Annotated in this window: 11 protein-coding genes and 2 tRNA genes; 4 read left to right on the top strand and 9 right to left on the bottom strand. The window is 60.0% G+C overall.

What is annotated here, in order from left to right; translation table 11 throughout:
• Positions 1-73 precede the first annotated feature (73 nt).
• Together rlmB and rnr are read right to left on the bottom strand one after the other, a co-directional pair.
• The gene (gene rlmB, locus ACM6IV_RS21630; RefSeq protein WP_414871561.1) at positions 74-841 is read right to left on the bottom strand and encodes a 23S rRNA (guanosine(2251)-2'-O)-methyltransferase RlmB; all 768 of its coding nucleotides are present in this window, start codon (positions 839-841) and stop codon (positions 74-76) included.
• Positions 838-3,468, bottom strand: coding sequence for a ribonuclease R (gene rnr / locus ACM6IV_RS21625; RefSeq protein ID WP_414871560.1), 2,631 nt, complete (start codon positions 3,466-3,468; stop codon positions 838-840). Before rnr ends, rlmB begins: the two co-directional genes overlap by 4 nt.
• Before the next feature lie 226 nt (positions 3,469-3,694).
• Here rnr and ACM6IV_RS21620 point away from each other — a divergent pair.
• The 4 genes from ACM6IV_RS21620 to ACM6IV_RS21605 all read left to right on the top strand — a co-directional run bounded on the left by ACM6IV_RS21620 (position 3,695) and on the right by ACM6IV_RS21605 (position 6,880).
• Positions 3,695-3,781, top strand: a tRNA-Leu gene (locus ACM6IV_RS21620).
• A gap of 180 nt (positions 3,782-3,961) precedes the next feature.
• Positions 3,962-4,048: transfer RNA gene (locus ACM6IV_RS21615), tRNA-Leu, on the top strand.
• A gap of 256 nt (positions 4,049-4,304) precedes the next feature.
• Positions 4,305-5,315 (top strand): extracellular solute-binding protein, encoded by a 1,011-nt coding sequence (locus tag ACM6IV_RS21610; RefSeq protein WP_414871559.1) that lies wholly within the window; start codon positions 4,305-4,307, stop codon positions 5,313-5,315.
• Entirely contained in the window at positions 5,315-6,880 is a 1,566-nt protein-coding gene (locus ACM6IV_RS21605) for an ABC transporter permease (protein ID WP_414871558.1), read from the top strand. Before ACM6IV_RS21610 ends, ACM6IV_RS21605 begins: the two co-directional genes overlap by 1 nt.
• 110 nt (positions 6,881-6,990) lie before the next feature.
• Here the strand turns inward: ACM6IV_RS21605 and ACM6IV_RS21600 are convergent, their stop codons facing one another.
• The 7 genes from ACM6IV_RS21600 to hfq all read right to left on the bottom strand — a co-directional run bounded on the left by ACM6IV_RS21600 (position 6,991) and on the right by hfq (position 15,632).
• Positions 6,991-8,925, bottom strand: coding sequence for a methyl-accepting chemotaxis protein (locus ACM6IV_RS21600; RefSeq protein WP_414871557.1), 1,935 nt, complete (start codon positions 8,923-8,925; stop codon positions 6,991-6,993).
• Between the two features lie 140 nt (positions 8,926-9,065).
• A complete protein-coding gene (locus ACM6IV_RS21595) occupies positions 9,066-10,355 on the bottom strand; it encodes an adenylosuccinate synthase (protein ID WP_008078328.1) in 1,290 nt (429 codons plus the stop codon).
• 54 nt (positions 10,356-10,409) lie between these two features.
• Complete coding sequence (locus tag ACM6IV_RS21590; protein WP_414871556.1) at positions 10,410-11,597, bottom strand: ATP phosphoribosyltransferase regulatory subunit; 1,188 nt, start codon at positions 11,595-11,597, stop codon at positions 10,410-10,412.
• Between the two features lie 313 nt (positions 11,598-11,910).
• The gene (gene hflC, locus ACM6IV_RS21585; protein WP_414871555.1) at positions 11,911-12,780 is read right to left on the bottom strand and encodes a protease modulator HflC; all 870 of its coding nucleotides are present in this window, start codon (positions 12,778-12,780) and stop codon (positions 11,911-11,913) included.
• A complete protein-coding gene (gene hflK, locus ACM6IV_RS21580) occupies positions 12,780-13,955 on the bottom strand; it encodes an FtsH protease activity modulator HflK (RefSeq protein WP_064117197.1) in 1,176 nt (391 codons plus the stop codon). The genes hflC and hflK overlap by 1 nt, the downstream gene beginning before the upstream one ends.
• A gap of 96 nt (positions 13,956-14,051) precedes the next feature.
• On the bottom strand, positions 14,052-15,353 hold the full coding sequence (hflX, locus tag ACM6IV_RS21575; RefSeq protein ID WP_123448395.1) for a ribosome rescue GTPase HflX: 1,302 nt from the start codon (positions 15,351-15,353) through the stop codon (positions 14,052-14,054).
• 12 nt (positions 15,354-15,365) lie between these two features.
• The gene (gene hfq, locus ACM6IV_RS21570; protein ID WP_150783168.1) at positions 15,366-15,632 is read right to left on the bottom strand and encodes an RNA chaperone Hfq; all 267 of its coding nucleotides are present in this window, start codon (positions 15,630-15,632) and stop codon (positions 15,366-15,368) included.

Genomic DNA, 15,632 nt, shown 5'->3' with positions numbered 1-15,632 from the left:
CAGGCAACATTCATGTCGACTGACACTCCGCATTCGCGAGCAAGCTCGCTCCCACATTTGAATCGTGTACGACTCAGGATTTCTTTGTGGCAGCCTTGGCTTTCGCCCCGCGCTGACGTTGTGCTTCGAACAAGCAAACGCCAGTGGCTACGGACACGTTGAGACTGCTGACGCTACCGGCCATCGGCAGCTTCACCAGATAGTCGCAGTGTTCGCGGGTCAGGCGACGCATGCCTTTGCCTTCGGCGCCCATAATCAGAATGGTCGGGCCGGTCAGGTCCTGGTCATAGATGCTGACCTCAGCCTCGCCCGCCGTGCCGACAACCCACAGACCGCGCTGTTGTAGCTTTTCCAGCGTACGGGCGAGGTTAGTCACCGCCACCAGCGGAATCACTTCCGCCGCGCCGCACGCGACTTTACGCACCACAGGTGTCAGTGTCGCCGACTTGTCTTTCGGCACGATCACCGCCAGCGCACCGGCCGCATCGGCCGAGCGCAAGCAGGCACCGAGGTTGTGTGGATCGGTCACGCCGTCGAGCACCAGCAACAGCGGCGCGCCTTCCGTACGATCGAGCAGTTCGTCGAGCATGGCTTCGCCCCAGACCTGGCTCGGACTGACTTCCGCGACCACGCCCTGGTGCACACCTTCAACCCAGGCGTCCATTTCGCGCCGCTCGGCCTGGCCGACCTGGACGCGGTTTTCGTTGGCCAACTCAACCAGGGTCTGCACGCGCGGATCGTTGCGGCTTTCCGCCAGCCAGATCTGCTTGACGCGTTTCGGGTGGTGACGCAGCAACGCTTCTACCGCGTGAACGCCGTAGATTTTTTCCAACTGACTCATGACTTCGCCTTCGGTTTACGTGCCCCGCCACTTTTGGCTGGAGCGGAACCCGCTTTTGGCGGGCCCTTACGGTGTTTGCTCGGTTTGGCTGGTTTGCCGCCGGAGGCCTTTTCAGGCGCCGACCGTCCGGTCTTTCCCCCGGACGCCGCTTTACCACCGTTTTTGGCATCGGCCAGCAAGGCCTTTTTCATTTCACGGCTTTTGCGCAGCTCAGCGTTTTTCGCCACCGCGTCGCTTGGGCGATAGGCTTCTGCAGCCTTTTCCTTGGCCGGACGACGGCTGGTGGTTTTAGCCGGAGCCTTTTCTTCCGGGACCTTGGCCGCAGGAGCTGCGGTTTCAGCGCCACGTTTTTTGCGACCGATCGGCGCGCTGATGGTTTTTTCCGCCATCTCGAAGTCGATCTTGCGCTCGTCGAGATCAACGCGCATGACCCGCACTTCAACGGTATCGCCAAGACGGAAGCTGCGACCGGTGCGCTCGCCCGCCAGGCGGTGATGCACAGGATCGAAATGGTAGTAATCGCCCGGCAGCGCGGTGACATGCACCAGGCCTTCGACGTAGATATCGGTCAGCTCAACGAACAGACCAAAACCGGTTACCGCAGTGATCACGCCCGGGAACGACTCGCCCACGCGATCCTTCATGAACTCGCACTTGAGCCAGTTCACCACGTCGCGGGTCGCTTCGTCGGCACGGCGCTCGCTCATCGAGCATTGCTCGCCGAGTTGCTCCAGTGCCGCCTCGTCGTACGGATAGATGCGCGCCTTCGGAATGGTCATCGCCCCGGCACGACGAACGTGCGGGGTGTCCTGTTTCGAATGGATCACGCTGCGGATCGCGCGGTGCGTCAGCAGGTCCGGGTAGCGACGGATCGGCGAAGTGAAGTGGGTATAGGCTTCGTAATTCAGGCCGAAGTGGCCCTGATTGTCAGCGCTGTATACCGCTTGACTGAGCGAGCGCAGCATCACTGTCTGAATCAGATGGAAATCCGGACGGTCCTTGATGCTCGCCAGCAAGGCCTGATAGTCCTTCGGCGACGGGCCGTCCTTGCCTTTGTGCAGGGACAGACCGAGTTCGCCAAGGAAAGCGCGCAGTTTTTCCAGACGCTCCGGTGGCGGGCCATCGTGGACGCGGTACAGCGCAGGGATTTCGTGCTTCTTGAGGAATTCGGCGGTGGCCACGTTGGCCGCCAGCATGCATTCCTCGATCAGCTTGTGCGCATCGTTACGGGTGGTCGGACGGATTTCGGCAATCTTGCGCTCGGAACCGAAGATGATTCGGGTTTCCTGAGTCTCGAAATCGATCGCGCCACGCACGTGACGGGCGGCCAGCAACACTTTGTACAGCGAATAAAGCTGCTTGAGGTGCGGCACGACGTCGGTGTACTCGCCGCGCAGTTTGCGCGCTTCGGCCACTTTCGGCGTTTCCAGCATCGCGCTGACTTTGTTGTAAGTCAGACGGGCGTGGGAATGGATCACCGCTTCATAGAAGCAGTAGTCGGTCATTTCGCCGGACTTGGAGATGGTCATCTCGCAGACCATGGCCAGACGATCGACATGCGGGTTCAGCGAGCACAGGCCGTTGGACAGCTGCTCGGGCAGCATTGGCACCACGCGCTCGGGGAAGTACACCGAGTTGCCGCGCACTTGAGCTTCGTTGTCCAGCGCCGAACCGATCTTCACGTAGCTGGAAACGTCGGCAATCGCCACGTACAACTTCCAGCCGCCGGAGAACAGGCGCAGCTTGCCCGGCTTGGCTTCGCAATAGACAGCATCGTCAAAGTCGCGGGCATCTTCGCCGTCGATGGTGACAAACGGCAGATGGCGCAGATCGACGCGCTTCTCTTTGTCTTTCTCTTCGACTTCCGGCTTGAGCTTGGCCGCTTCTTTCAGAACGGCGTCAGGCCATACGTGCGGAATGTCGTAGGTGCGCAGGGCAACATCGATTTCCATTCCCGGCGCCATGTAGTTGCCGACCACTTCAACTACGTCGCCTTGCGGCTGGAAGCGGGGCGTCGGCCAGTGGGTGATCTTCACCTCGACGAACTGGCCGATTTGCGCGTTGGCGTTGCGACCCGGTGTCACCAGCACTTCTTGCTGGATCTTCGGATTGTCCGCCACGACGAAGCCGATACCGCCTTCTTCAAAGTAGCGGCCGACGATGGTTTCGTGGGCACGGGACACCACTTCGACGATCACGCCTTCGCGGCGACCGCGTCGGTCGAGACCGGAAACACGCGCCAACGCACGGTCGCCATCGAACACCAGACGCATTTGCGCGGGGCTCATGAACAGGTCGTCGCTGCCGTCGTCCGGCACCAGAAAGCCGAAACCGTCGCGGTGACCGCTGATGCGACCAAGGATCAGGTCAAGCTTGTCGACCGGCGCGTAAGTGCCACGGCGGGTGTAGATCAGTTGAGCATCGCGCTCCATGGCGCGCAGGCGGCGGCGCAGGGCTTCGATCTGGTCTTCCGTGGTCAGACCAAACTCTTCGACCAGTTGCTCGCGGGCAGCAGGCGAACCCCGATCGGCGAGATGCGCCAGGATCAGTTCGCGGCTAGGAATAGGGTTTTCATATTTTTCCGCTTCACGAGCGGCCTCGGGATCGAGGGACTGCCAATCGGCCATTAGAGAGTTTTCACCTTGTCTATATGCGGGTTAGTTTGGCATAGGCGCCATGAAACGGGAAATTTCCGACTATATAAGGCCCAACTGAGGCCTTGTATCGACGCTGGAAAGCCGTTTTGACCACCACTGGTAAAAAAAATCATATTTTTTGCTGGCAGGGGTTTACAGTTAAAAAGACGCTCCGTATAGTGCGCGCCATCGACGACGCACAAGCGTTGCCGATACTGCCCAGATGGTGAAATTGGTAGACACGCCAGCTTCAGGTGCTGGTGACCTTACGGTCGTGGAAGTTCGAGTCTTCTTCTGGGCACCAATTTCGAGCTTGAGACTAGATCAGTTTCAAGGCTCACACAAAACCCGCGAAAGCGGGTTTTTTGCATTCTAAGCCCGGGTTTTCTTAAAACTGATTTATTAAAATTAAATCAGGGGTTTACAGATCAAAACGCGCTCCGTATAGTGCGCCACATCAACAGCGGCAACGCTAGCGATGATTGCCCAGATGGTGAAATTGGTAGACACGCCAGCTTCAGGTGCTGGTGACCTTACGGTCGTGGAAGTTCGAGTCTTCTTCTGGGCACCAATTCAAATTCAAGGTTACAACCTTGAATTTCACAAAAACCCGCGAAAGCGGGTTTTTGCGTTTCTGCCCTCCAGAAACTTATCCCCTCTCCTGCAGGAGCTGACGAGTGAAACGAGGCTGCGATCTTTTGATCTAAAAAACGCAGCGTCCGGTAGCTCCTACAGCAACGTGCGCCCTCTCGCAAGGCGCACTTGAGAAACAATATCGTTTATCATTGTTGCAAGTTTTTGCAATGCGACAGTGAGGAACCCTGCGAATGAAGTTTCGAAATACCCTGCGCCGAGGCCTGACCTTCACCCTGCTCGGCCTGGCGCTCGCCACTCCCCTCACCCAGGCTGCCGACGCGGTTTCCCTGACTCTCTACAACGGCCAGCACAAGGAAGTCGGCGACGCGATCGCCAAAGCCTTCGAAGCCAAGACCGGCATTCACGTCAACGTACGCAAAGGCAGCAGCAATCAGCTCGCCAGCCAGATCATCGAAGAAGGCGACCGCTCCCCTGCCGATGTCATCTACACCGAAGAATCACCACCGCTGAACAATCTCGGCGAACAAGGCCTGCTGGCCAAGGCTGATGACGCCACCCTGGCTGTACTGCCGGAAAAATACGTCGCAGCCAACGGCACCTGGATCGGCGTGACTGCCCGGGTTCGTGTCGTCGCGTTCAACCCCAAGCTGATCGATGAAAAAGACCTGCCGAAATCGGTGATGGAATTCTCCGAACCGCAGTGGCAAGGCAAAGTAGGCTTCGTGCCGACCAGCGGCGCGTTTCAGGAACAAGCCGTGGCCATCATCAAGATGCACGGTCGCGACGCCGCCGAAGAATGGCTGACCGGCCTGCGCGCCTTCGGCAAGACCTACAGCAACAACATGGTCGCGCTCAAAGCCGTGGAGAACGGTGAAGTCGCCACGGTACTGGTGAACAACTACTACTGGTTCGCCCTGCAACGCGAGAAAGGCAAACTCGATTCGAAACTGCATTACTTCACCGGCGGCGACGTCGGCGGTCTGATCACCGTGTCCAGCGCTGCCGTGCTGAAATCCAGCAAACATCCAAAAGAAGCCCAGCAATTCCTTGCCTACATGGCCAGCGAAGAAGGTCAGCGCGTGATCACTCAGACCACCGCCGAATATCCGCTGCACAAAGGCATGGAATCGGATCGCGGGCTCAAGCCGTTCAGCGAACTGGAAGCGCCGAACGTGACGCCAGCCGACCTGGGCAATGCCGAAGAAGCGCTGGAGCTGGAACGTGAAGTTGGCTTGAACTGATGGCCGCATCGTTATCCGCCCCCGCCGCGCGCGGGGGTTACGTGCCAAAGCGCAAGCGGCCATCAATCTGGCTGGTGCTGCCAGTATTGCTGCTGGTGGTGCTGAGCCTGTTGCCGCTTGCCTACGTCGGGCTCAAAGCCTGGCAGGCCGGTTGGGCCGAAGCGCTGCATTTGTTGTGGCGCCCGTATGTCTTCGGCCTGCTGGGCAACACCTTGGCACTGATGGTTGGCGTCACGATCACCTGCGGCGTGATCGGCCTGTCGCTGGCGTGGCTGCTGGAGCGCAGCAATTTGCCGGGACGACGCCTGTGGGGCGTGATTCTGTGCCTGCCGTTCGCGGTGCCGGCGTTTGTCAGCAGCTTCACCTGGGTTTCTTTGAGCGCGCAGTTCGAAGGGCTTGGCGGCGCGATTCTGGTGATGAGTCTGTCGAAGTATCCACTGATCTTCCTGCCGGTGGCGGCGACGCTGCGCAACCTTGATCCCTCCCTTGAAGAATCGGCCCGCACCCTCGGGCAGCATCGCTGGGGCGTGTTTTTCCGCGTTACTCTGCCGCTGCTCTGGCCATCGCTATTGGCCGGCTCGCTGCTGATTGCTTTGCACATGCTGGTGGAATTCGGTGCACTGTCGATCATCGGCCTGCAAACCTTCACCACGGCGATCTACCAGCAATTCGAACTGGAATTCAGCAACGCCAACGCGGCGATGCTGTCGGCCGTGCTGCTGGCGTTGTGTCTGACGCTGTTGTGGCTGGAACTGCGGGTTCGCGGCATAGGCCGGCATGTGCGCACCGGGCAAGGTGCGGCGCGGCGCGCTGAACAGGTTCGACTGGGCCCCTGGGCAGCGCTCGGTCAACTGTATTGCCTGATGCTGGCGATTGTCGGCAGCGGGATTCCTTTGGGAATGCTGGCGTACTGGCTGGCGGTTGGTTCGTCGGCAGCCTTCCCGGTCGCAGCGATTACTGAAGCGTTGCTGTCTTCCCTGGCGCTCTCTCTTGGTGGCGCAGCGTTGTGTCTGGTGCTGGCGGTGCCGGTGGGATTACTGGTGGTGCGTTACAAAGGCCAACTGGCGATTTGGGCCGAGCGCTTGCCGTATCTGCTGCACGCACTGCCGGGCCTGGTGATTGCGCTGACGCTGGTGTACTTCGCTCTGCATTACGTGCCGGCGCTGTACCAGACTTCAGGGTTGCTGCTGATCGCTTATGCGTTGTTGTTTCTGCCGCTGGCGCAAGCTCCGATTCGCACGGCGCTGAACAGGGCTGCGCCGCAACTGGAAGAGGCTGCGCGTACACTGGGCGCTTCGTCGTTCACGGCGTTTTGCCGGGTAACGCTACCGATTATCTTCCCGGCATTGGGCGCGGCGTTTGCGCTGGTGTTTCTGGATGCGATGAAGGAATTGACGGCGACGTTGCTGCTGAGTCCGACCGGACTGAATACATTGGCAACCGAGGTTTGGGCGCATACCGCGAATGTCGAGTTTGCGGCGGCGGCGCCTTATGCGGCGTTGTTGATTTTGGTGTCGGGGCTGCCGGTTTATCTGCTGACCACTCGGATGTATCTGAGCCGCTGAGATCGCCTTCGCGAGCAAGCCCGCTCCCACATTTTGATCGCATTCCGGCGCTGGAACTCGGTCAACATGTGGGAGCGGGCTTGCTCGCGAAAGGGCCCTTAATTACACCATCAAGCCCTGAACTGCCCCAGACTCGCCTTCAGCTGCGCCGCCAGACCATCCAGCACCTTGCCACTCGCCGTGGTTTCCACCACCGCCTGAGCCGCTTTCTCGGCTTGCGCATGAATCGTCTCGACCCGCCCACGCACCGCCTGTGCACCTTGCGCCTGATGCGCCGCCGCCTGCGTTGCCAGACCAATGGCTGCATGCACTTGCTCGACCGACGCCTGCACTGACTGCTGCAAGCGCGCGCTGTCACGCAATACCAGCAAGCCTTCGCTGGCCTGACGCCCGGCCTGGCCGATCGCCTCGACCGCCTCACGCGCACCCTGCTGCAACGCGACGATGTGCGCCTGGATATCGCCGGTAGAGCTTTGTGTCTTGCTGGCCAATGCGCGAACCTCGTCCGCCACCACCGCAAACCCGCGCCCGGTCTCGCCTGCCCGTGCCGCCTCGATGGCGGCGTTGAGCGCGAGCAGGTTGGTCTGCTCGGCAATCCCGTGAATCACCGTCAGCACCACTTCGATCTGCTCGCTCTGCTGCGCCAGCCGCTCGATGACTTTCGCCCCGGTATCGACCTGCCCCGCCAGCGCCTCGATCAGGCTGCCGACCTTGGCGGAGGTGCGGGTGTTTTCGTCGGTGGCCTGGCGAATATCCACAACCTGTTTCAAAGCCGCTTGCATCGCATGGCTTTCCGATTGCGCCTCGTCAGCCATTTGCGACAACGCGCGCAGACTCTCTGCCACCTCATCACGCTGCATGCCCGCCGCTGCATCCGCACCGGCATTGCGCAGCGTCATCGCGCCGATTTCCACGCCGGTACGCTGCGCGACATCGCCTGCCTCGCGCACGATCGGCTGCAACTTATCCACAAAACGATTGACCGCCGAGGCCATGTCGCCGATTTCATCTTTGCTGTTGATCTGTACACGCTTGGTCAGATCCCCCTCGCCCGCCGCCAGATCATCCATCGCGGCGTTGAGCATCTTCAGGCGATTGACCACTCGATGACCGAGCACGACGGCCAGTAGCAGCAGCACGCCGCAGCCAACCAGCGCCAGGCCCATGCCGATCCGCCACCGCAGGGTCGCTGCTGCTTCTTGAACAGTATTGGCGGTGTTGGCTTTCATTTCGACGGCCGTTGACTGCGCCGATTGCAGGCGCGCCTGCATGGCTTTGGCACTGTCTGCTGCTGCGCCTTTCAGGCTGTCGCCGACCAACTGGTCACTGCTGGCGATCAGCGCGGAGAAACGCTTGTCCAGTGCCGCCAGATCGGTTTCCACCGACGCCGTGGAAACACCCATCAGCACCTTGCCGATTTCCACGCCATTGGGATTGATCGAGGCCTCAAGGTAGTAAACCGACGGATCGTTTTTCGCCGCATCCAGCACCTTATCCAGCGCACGTTCGCCCTGGCCTTTTTCCAGCAGGGCCTTGTTGATCGGATTTTCGCGGTTGAGATAACGCGTCAGATGCTGGCCGGTGGCGTCGTCGTAGACCACGAACAGCACGTTGGGATTGCGCTGGGCGCGGCGGGCGAACTCGGACAGAGTTGGAACGTCGCTGTCCCACATGGCACGCGGAGCCACCGAGGCGAGCAATTGCGCCATGTCATTGGCCGAGTCCTTCAGATCCTTTTCCAGCGTCGCACGCAGTTGCGCCTGCTCGTCTTTCAGTCGCGAAGACAGGCCGGCAGTAAGCCGCTGACGCGTGCTGGCAGACAAGGCATCGAGACTTGACGTGACTTCACGCCCGGCCTGCTCCAGCTCGCCGGAGAGTTTCTGGCTGTCGGCACCCAGACGCAGCGCCAAATCAGCTTCCAGCGCGGTGACGGTGCTCCGCGTCAGGGCAACGGCCACCAACACCTGCACCAAAAGAGCGATACCAAGGGTAACGAACACGGGCCGCAACAAACGGCTTTGTAACAGTGAGAGAACGGCCGACACTGTGAATCCCTCTACTTCTGACGCCATTAATTTGATGGCACTCTTGTAGACAGATTCACAGCAAAGGTCATGCCGTCCAACAGGCATAAACGACAAAGGCCCCGGTTAAGGGGCCTTTGTGTTTTTACATCAACGACTTATCAAGCAAACGGATGACGCAGAACGATGGTTTCGTTGCGGTCCGGGCCCGTCGAAATAATGTCGATCGGCGCGCCGATCAGCTCTTCAACGCGTTTGATGTAGGCACGAGCGTTAGCTGGCAGCTCTTCCAGGGTCTTGGCGCCCACGGTCGATTCGGTCCAGCCTGGCACTTCTTCGTATACAGGCTGCAGGCCTACGTAGCTGTCAGCGTCCGTTGGCGCAACGGCGTTGCCTTGCGCATCTTTGTAGCCAACGCAAATGTTGATGGTTTCCAGACCATCGAGGACGTCCAGCTTGGTCAGGCAGATGCCCGAGATGCTGTTCACGTCGATAGCGCGACGCAGGATAACGGCATCGAACCAGCCGCAACGACGGGCACGGCCGGTGGTCGCGCCGAACTCGTGACCTTGCTTGGCCAGGTGTGCGCCGACGTCGTCGAACAGCTCAGTCGGGAACGGACCCGAACCGACGCGAGTGGTGTAAGCCTTGGTGATACCCAGGATGTAGTCGAGGAACATCGGGCCAACGCCGGAACCGGTCGCCACCCCACCAGCGGTGGTGTTGGAGCTGGTCACGTACGGGTAGGTACCGTGGTCGATGTCGAGCAACGAACCCTGGGCGCCTTCGAACATGATGTCTTTGCCGGCGCGACGCAGGTCGTGCAGCTCGGCGGTGACGTCGAGCATCAGCGGCTTGAGCAGCTCAGCGTATTCCTTGCACTCGGCCAGGGTCTTTTCGAACTCGATGGCCGGTTCTTTGTAGTAACCGACCAGCATGAAGTTGTGGTAGTCCACCAGTTCACGCAGCTTGTCTTCGAAACGCGGCATGTTCAGCAGGTCGCCAACACGCAGGCCACGACGGGCAACCTTGTCTTCGTACGCCGGGCCGATGCCGCGACCGGTGGTACCGATCTTCAGCTCGCCACGGGCCTTTTCACGGGCCTGGTCCAGCGCCACGTGGAAGGACAGGATCAGCGGGCAGGACGGGCTGATACGCAGACGCTCACGCACCGGTACGCCTTTCTCTTCCAGCTTGGTGATCTCGCGCAGCAGGGCGTCAGGTGCAACCACCACGCCGTTGCCGATCAGGCACTGCACGCCTTCGCGCAGCACGCCCGACGGGATCAGGTGCAGGACGGTTTTTTCGCCGTCGATCACCAGTGTGTGGCCAGCGTTGTGGCCACCTTGGTAGCGCACTACGGCGGCAGCATGTTCGGTCAGCAGATCAACGATCTTGCCTTTGCCCTCATCACCCCATTGGGTGCCCAGGACTACGACATTCTTACCCATAACACTTGTCCTCATTCGCGCAAACTTGGTGCCGGCGATGGCCGGCAGGAAAACTCAAGAAGCCAGTGGCGATACTTGCCAAAGCCCGTTCTGCTGAATCAATTGCCGGTCGCAGTCCGCATCACGGGCGGCGGCCAAAGGTTGTCCAGGCAACGCCTGAACGACACGCTGACCCTCACTGCGCAACTGGCAAACCTGCTGCCAGAGTGCCGCATCCGTACTGTCAGGCATCCAGATACCGCCAGACGGTAGCTCGATCTCAGCACGCCCCAGGGTCACCAGGGTTTTCAAATCGGTGGAAAAACCAGTTGCCGGACGGGCGCGACCGAAGTCGGCACCGATGTCGTCATAGCGACCGCCCTGAGCAATGGACTGGCCAACGCCCGGCACGAACACGGCGAACACCACACCGGTGTGGTAGTGGTAGCCACGCAGCTCGCCCAGATCGAAGTACAGCGGCAAATCAGGGAAACGCACCGACAACCGCTCGGCGATCGCCAGCAAATCTTCCAGCGCCGCCAGCACCGGGACCGGCGCATTGGCCAGACGCTCGCGGGCAGCACTCAACACTTCACGGCCGCCACACAGGTCGACCAGCGCCCGCAACATGCCGGACAAGTCGGCCGGCAAGCCTTCGGTCAAGGTAATGACCTCGTCGATGGCCTTGCGTTGCAAGGCATCGAACAACTGCTGCTCGACTTCACCGGACAGACCGGCGGCACGCGCCAGACCCCGATAGATGCCGACATGACCGAGGTCCATGTGCACATCCGGCACGTCGGCCAGTTGCAGCATGGCCAGCATCAGGCTGATCACTTCAACGTCGCTGCTCGGGCTGGCGTCCCCGTACAACTCGGCGCCCAACTGGATCGGGCTGCGCGAGGACGACAGTGCACGCGGCTGGGCGTGCAGCACGCTACCGGCATAGCACAAACGGCTCGGGCCTTCGCGCCGCAGGGTGTGCGCATCGATGCGCGCCACTTGCGGCGTGATGTCGGCACGGAAACCCATCTGCCGGCCCGATTGCGGGTCGATGACCTTGAAGGTACGCAGATCCAGGTCCTGGCCCGCGCCGGTCAGCAGGGATTCCAGGTACTCGATATGGGGAGTCACGACAAACTCGTAACCCCAGCTCTGGAACAGATCCAACACCTGACGACGCGCGACTTCAATGCGCGCCGCTTCCGGTGGCAGTACTTCTTCGATGCCATCTGGCAGCAGCCAGCGGTCTACCGTTGCCATTACGCCATTCCCCTTTGATCCGGGCGGCCAGCCTGCGGGCGAGCCTTGAGTGAAGCAGAAAATGACCGATCCGTTCAAAACGCACGCGCATGAACGACGCGGCGAAAGGCCTGTTACCGGCTTCGCCCATCACTTTCCTCGAAATACTCTCGGGCCATTCAACCCGATGCCTGCAACAAAAAACAGCAATCAAACGTGCAGACGCAAAAAAGCCGGGAATTTCCCGGCTGCCGCATCATACACACGTTTTCCCAAAGGATCACCCCGCCCGAGGTTTTAGCCGCCGGGCGGAGTGATTCAGGTCAACGGCGTATCAAGGCTTGGACTTTTCCAGGTAACGGAAAAAGTCGCTGCTTGGGTCGAGGACCAGTACGTCGGACTTGTTCGCGAAGCTTTCACGGTAGGCACGCAGGCTACGATAGAAACCGTAGAACTCCTGATCCTGACCGTAGGCCTTGGAGTAGATCGCTGCGGCCTGGGCGTCGCCGTCACCGCGAATCTCTTCGGACTCACGATAGGCTTCGGCCAGCAGCACGCGGCGCTGACGATCGGCGTCGGCACGGATGCCTTCAGCCAGCTCGTTACCCTTGGCGCGGTGCTCGCGAGCTTCACGCTCACGCTCGGTGCTCATACGTTCGAACACGCTGCGGTTTACTTCTTTCGGCAGATCAATAGCCTTGACCCGGACATCGACGACTTCGATACCCAGCTCTTTTTCCGCCATTTTGTTCAGCGACGCGGTGATGTCAGCCATCAGTGCGTCACGCTCACCCGACACCACTTCGTGCAGGGTGCGCTTACCGAACTGATCACGCAGACCGGATTCCAGACGACGGGACAAACGCTCGTCGGCGATTTGCTTGAGGCCGGAAGTCGCGGTGTAGAAGCGCTCGGCATCTTTCACGCGCCACTTGGCGTAGGCATCGACCATCACGGCTTTCTTTTCCAGGGTCAGGAAACGCTGTGTCGGTGCATCCAGCGTCATCAGACGTGCGTCGAATTTACGCACCTGGTTAACGAAAGGCACCCGCACATGCAGACCCGGCTGCACATCGGCCTGAACCACACGACCGAATTGCAACAGCACCGCACGCTCGGTCTGAGCCACGATATAGAAGCAGTTCCAGCCCACCAGTACTACAACGACGCCAACAATAAGGGCGATCAGCGATTTATTGCTCATCAGCGGGTCTCCCTTGTGCGCGATTGCGGCAGGTCAGTGACATGCGGCGTGACGTCCGTGTTGTTGCTGGCGGCAGCCGAACCGGTGACCGGCGCATTGCTGCCCGAACTGTTCTGAATCATTTTGTCCAACGGCAGGTAAAGCAGGTTGCTCTGGCCGTTCTTGTTGCCGGTCACGAGTACCTTGCTGGTGCTGCTGAAGACTTCCTGCATGGTGTCCAGGTACAGACGCTGGCGGGTGACTTCAGGTGCCTTGCGATACTCGGCGACCAGTTTGGTAAAGCGATCGGCTTCACCCTTGGCGCGCGAGACGGTTTCGTCACGGTAACCGTTGGCATCCTCGAGGATGCGCTGGGCCTGACCACGGGCTTCCGGCACGACGCCGTTGGCGTAGGTTTCAGCCTGGTTGCGCGAGCGCTGCTCGTCTTCACGGGCGCGGATCACATCGTCAAAGGCCTCCTGCACTTCACGCGGTGCCGCTGCGCTCTGTACGTTGACCTGAGTGACGGTGATACCGGTGCGATAGGTATCGAGGAAGCGTTGCAGGCGTTCCTTGATTTCGCTGGCCATCAACTCACGACCTTCGGTCAGCACCTGGTCCATGGCGGTGGAACCCACCACATGGCGCAGGGCGCTGTCGGTCGCATGCTGCAGGCTGATTTCCGGCTGATCGACGTTCAGCACAAAATCCTGCAGGTTGCTGATCTTGTACTGCACGGTCAACGGCACTTCGACGATGTTCTCGTCTTCGGTCAGCATCTGGCCCTGCTTGGTGTACGCACGCTCACGCGTGACGTTTTCCATGTACTTTTTGTCGATCGGCGGGAAGTAGATGTTCAGGCCCGGGCCGACAGTCTCGTAGTACTTGCCGAAGCGCAGCACCACGGCCTGCTCCTGCTCGTCCACCACGTAGACCGCGCTGTACAGCCAGACAGCCGCCAGCACAACGAGGCCGATGCCGAGCAGACCGCCGAAGCCGCCGCCGCTCCTGCCCGAGCCACCGCCATCATCACCACCGCGTTTCTTACCACCACCGAACAACCCGTTCAGGCTTTCCTGCAGCTTTCGGAAGGCCTCGTCGAGATCCGGTGGCCCCTTGCGGTCGCCGTTATTGCGGCGCTTGCCACCCCAAGGATCCTGATTATTCGAGTTGCCACCCGGCTCATTCCAAGCCATAGCGCTCTCCATCTGATAAAGCAAAGACGCACCCACGGCGCGCCGACCAATGCTACAGAATGCCTGCCGTTGCGGCACAACCGCTTTTTCAGGCTTTTATTGCAAAGTGTGTTGCTCGATGAATTCCATCGGCTGCAATCCTTCGCGGCTTACCAGTCGATTCAGCTCGACACGGGGCAAACGAACGGCCAGCAGACTGATGCCTTCTTCGTCATGCTCTTCTTTCTGCACCGCACCGAGTTCGAAAAACTGCGCACGCAGTCGGGCGAATCGTTGCGGCAAGCGCAATGTACCGATGAACAAATCACTGCCAAGTAATTCGGCGATGGCTTGTTCAAGCAATTCCAGACCACTGCCATCACGTGCCGAAAGCCAGACCCGCTGGGGCTTGCCGTTTTCGTCGCGCTGGATTTGTGGCTCAACGCCTTCAAGCAAATCGAGTTTGTTATAGACCTCGAGTATCGGCAAGTCCTGGGCACCGATCTCGCCCAGCACCACCATCACCTGCTCGATCTGCAACATGCGATCCGGTTCCGCCGCATCGATCACGTGCAACAGCAGGTCGGAGTTCGCCGACTCTTCGAGGGTAGACCGAAATGCTTCGACCAGCTTGTGCGGCAAGTGACGAATGAAGCCCACCGTATCCGCCAGGACAATCGGCCCCAGGTCGTCCAGATCCAGACGACGCAGGGTCGGGTCCAGCGTGGCGAACAACTGGTCAGCCGCGTACACGTCGGATTTCGTCACGTTGTTGAAGAGAGTGGATTTACCGGCGTTGGTATATCCCACCAGCGACACGGTCGGAATGTCCGCACGGGAGCGGCCACGCCGCGATTGCTCGCGCTGGCTGCGCACTTTCTCCAGCCGGCCCTTGATCTGGCGCAAGCGGACCCGCAGCAGACGGCGGTCGGTCTCCAGCTGGGTTTCACCCGGACCGCGCATGCCGATGCCGCCACCCTGACGCTCAAGGTGAGTCCAGCCGCGAACCAGGCGGGTGCTCATGTGGTCAAGCTGGGCCAGTTCGACCTGGAGCTTGCCTTCATGGGTACGGGCGCGTTGGGCGAAAATATCGAGAATCAGACCGGTACGGTCGATCACGCGACACTCGAAAACACGTTCGAGGTTACGTTCCTGACTGGGCGTGAGGATGTGATTGAAAATCACCAGATCGGCTTCTTCAGCTTTGACCAGGTCGCGCAGTTCCTCGACCTTGCCACTGCCAATCAGGTATTTGGCGGTTGGCCGATGACGCGGCACGTTAAAAAACGCAACGGTCTCGGCGCCGGCCGAATTAGCCAATTCCTGAAACTCCTGCGGATCTTCGCGCGCCTCAGGGTCCTGTCCATCCAAGTGAACGAGGATTACTCGTTCACCACCACCGTGGCGCTCAAAGAACAAAGGAGACTCCTATCAGGCGTTACCCGGTGCAGGATCAGCGTCGCCCTGTTCACTTTCGGCGGCACTTGGCAGACGAATTGGACGAACCGGCACTACTGTCGAGATAGCGTGTTTGTAAACCATTTGGCTCACGGTGTTTTTCAGCAGGATCACGAACTGGTCGAACGACTCGATCGTGCCTTGCAGTTTGATACCGTTGACCAGGTAGATGGAAACCCCAACTTTCTCTTTACGTAAAGTATTCAGGTAAGGGTCTTGTAGCGAATGCCCTTTTGACAT

The sequence above is a fragment of the Pseudomonas sp. IT-347P genome, from assembly GCF_949768005.1.
In the GTDB taxonomy this organism is placed as follows: domain Bacteria; phylum Pseudomonadota; class Gammaproteobacteria; order Pseudomonadales; family Pseudomonadaceae; genus Aquipseudomonas.
The sequence above is the reverse complement of the archived record's forward strand: the minus strand, read 5'-3'. Positions and strand labels throughout refer to the sequence as shown.

What these genes read in the sequence shown, in the direction of transcription:
- rlmB (WP_414871561.1), bottom strand. Translation starts at nt 841, where the DNA reads ATGAGTCAGTTGGAAAAAATCTACGGCGTTCACGCGGTAGAAGCGTTG.
- rnr (WP_414871560.1), bottom strand. Translation starts at nt 3,468, where the DNA reads ATGGCCGATTGGCAGTCCCTCGATCCCGAGGCCGCTCGTGAAGCGGAA.
- ACM6IV_RS21610 (WP_414871559.1), top strand. Translation starts at nt 4,305, where the DNA reads ATGAAGTTTCGAAATACCCTGCGCCGAGGCCTGACCTTCACCCTGCTC.
- ACM6IV_RS21605 (WP_414871558.1), top strand. Translation starts at nt 5,315, where the DNA reads ATGGCCGCATCGTTATCCGCCCCCGCCGCGCGCGGGGGTTACGTGCCA.
- ACM6IV_RS21595 (WP_008078328.1), bottom strand. Translation starts at nt 10,355, where the DNA reads ATGGGTAAGAATGTCGTAGTCCTGGGCACCCAATGGGGTGATGAGGGC.
- ACM6IV_RS21590 (WP_414871556.1), bottom strand. Translation starts at nt 11,597, where the DNA reads ATGGCAACGGTAGACCGCTGGCTGCTGCCAGATGGCATCGAAGAAGTA.
- hflC (WP_414871555.1), bottom strand. Translation starts at nt 12,780, where the DNA reads ATGAGCAATAAATCGCTGATCGCCCTTATTGTTGGCGTCGTTGTAGTA.
- hflK (WP_064117197.1), bottom strand. Translation starts at nt 13,955, where the DNA reads ATGGCTTGGAATGAGCCGGGTGGCAACTCGAATAATCAGGATCCTTGG.
- hfq (WP_150783168.1), bottom strand. Translation starts at nt 15,632, where the DNA reads ATGTCAAAAGGGCATTCGCTACAAGACCCTTACCTGAATACTTTACGT.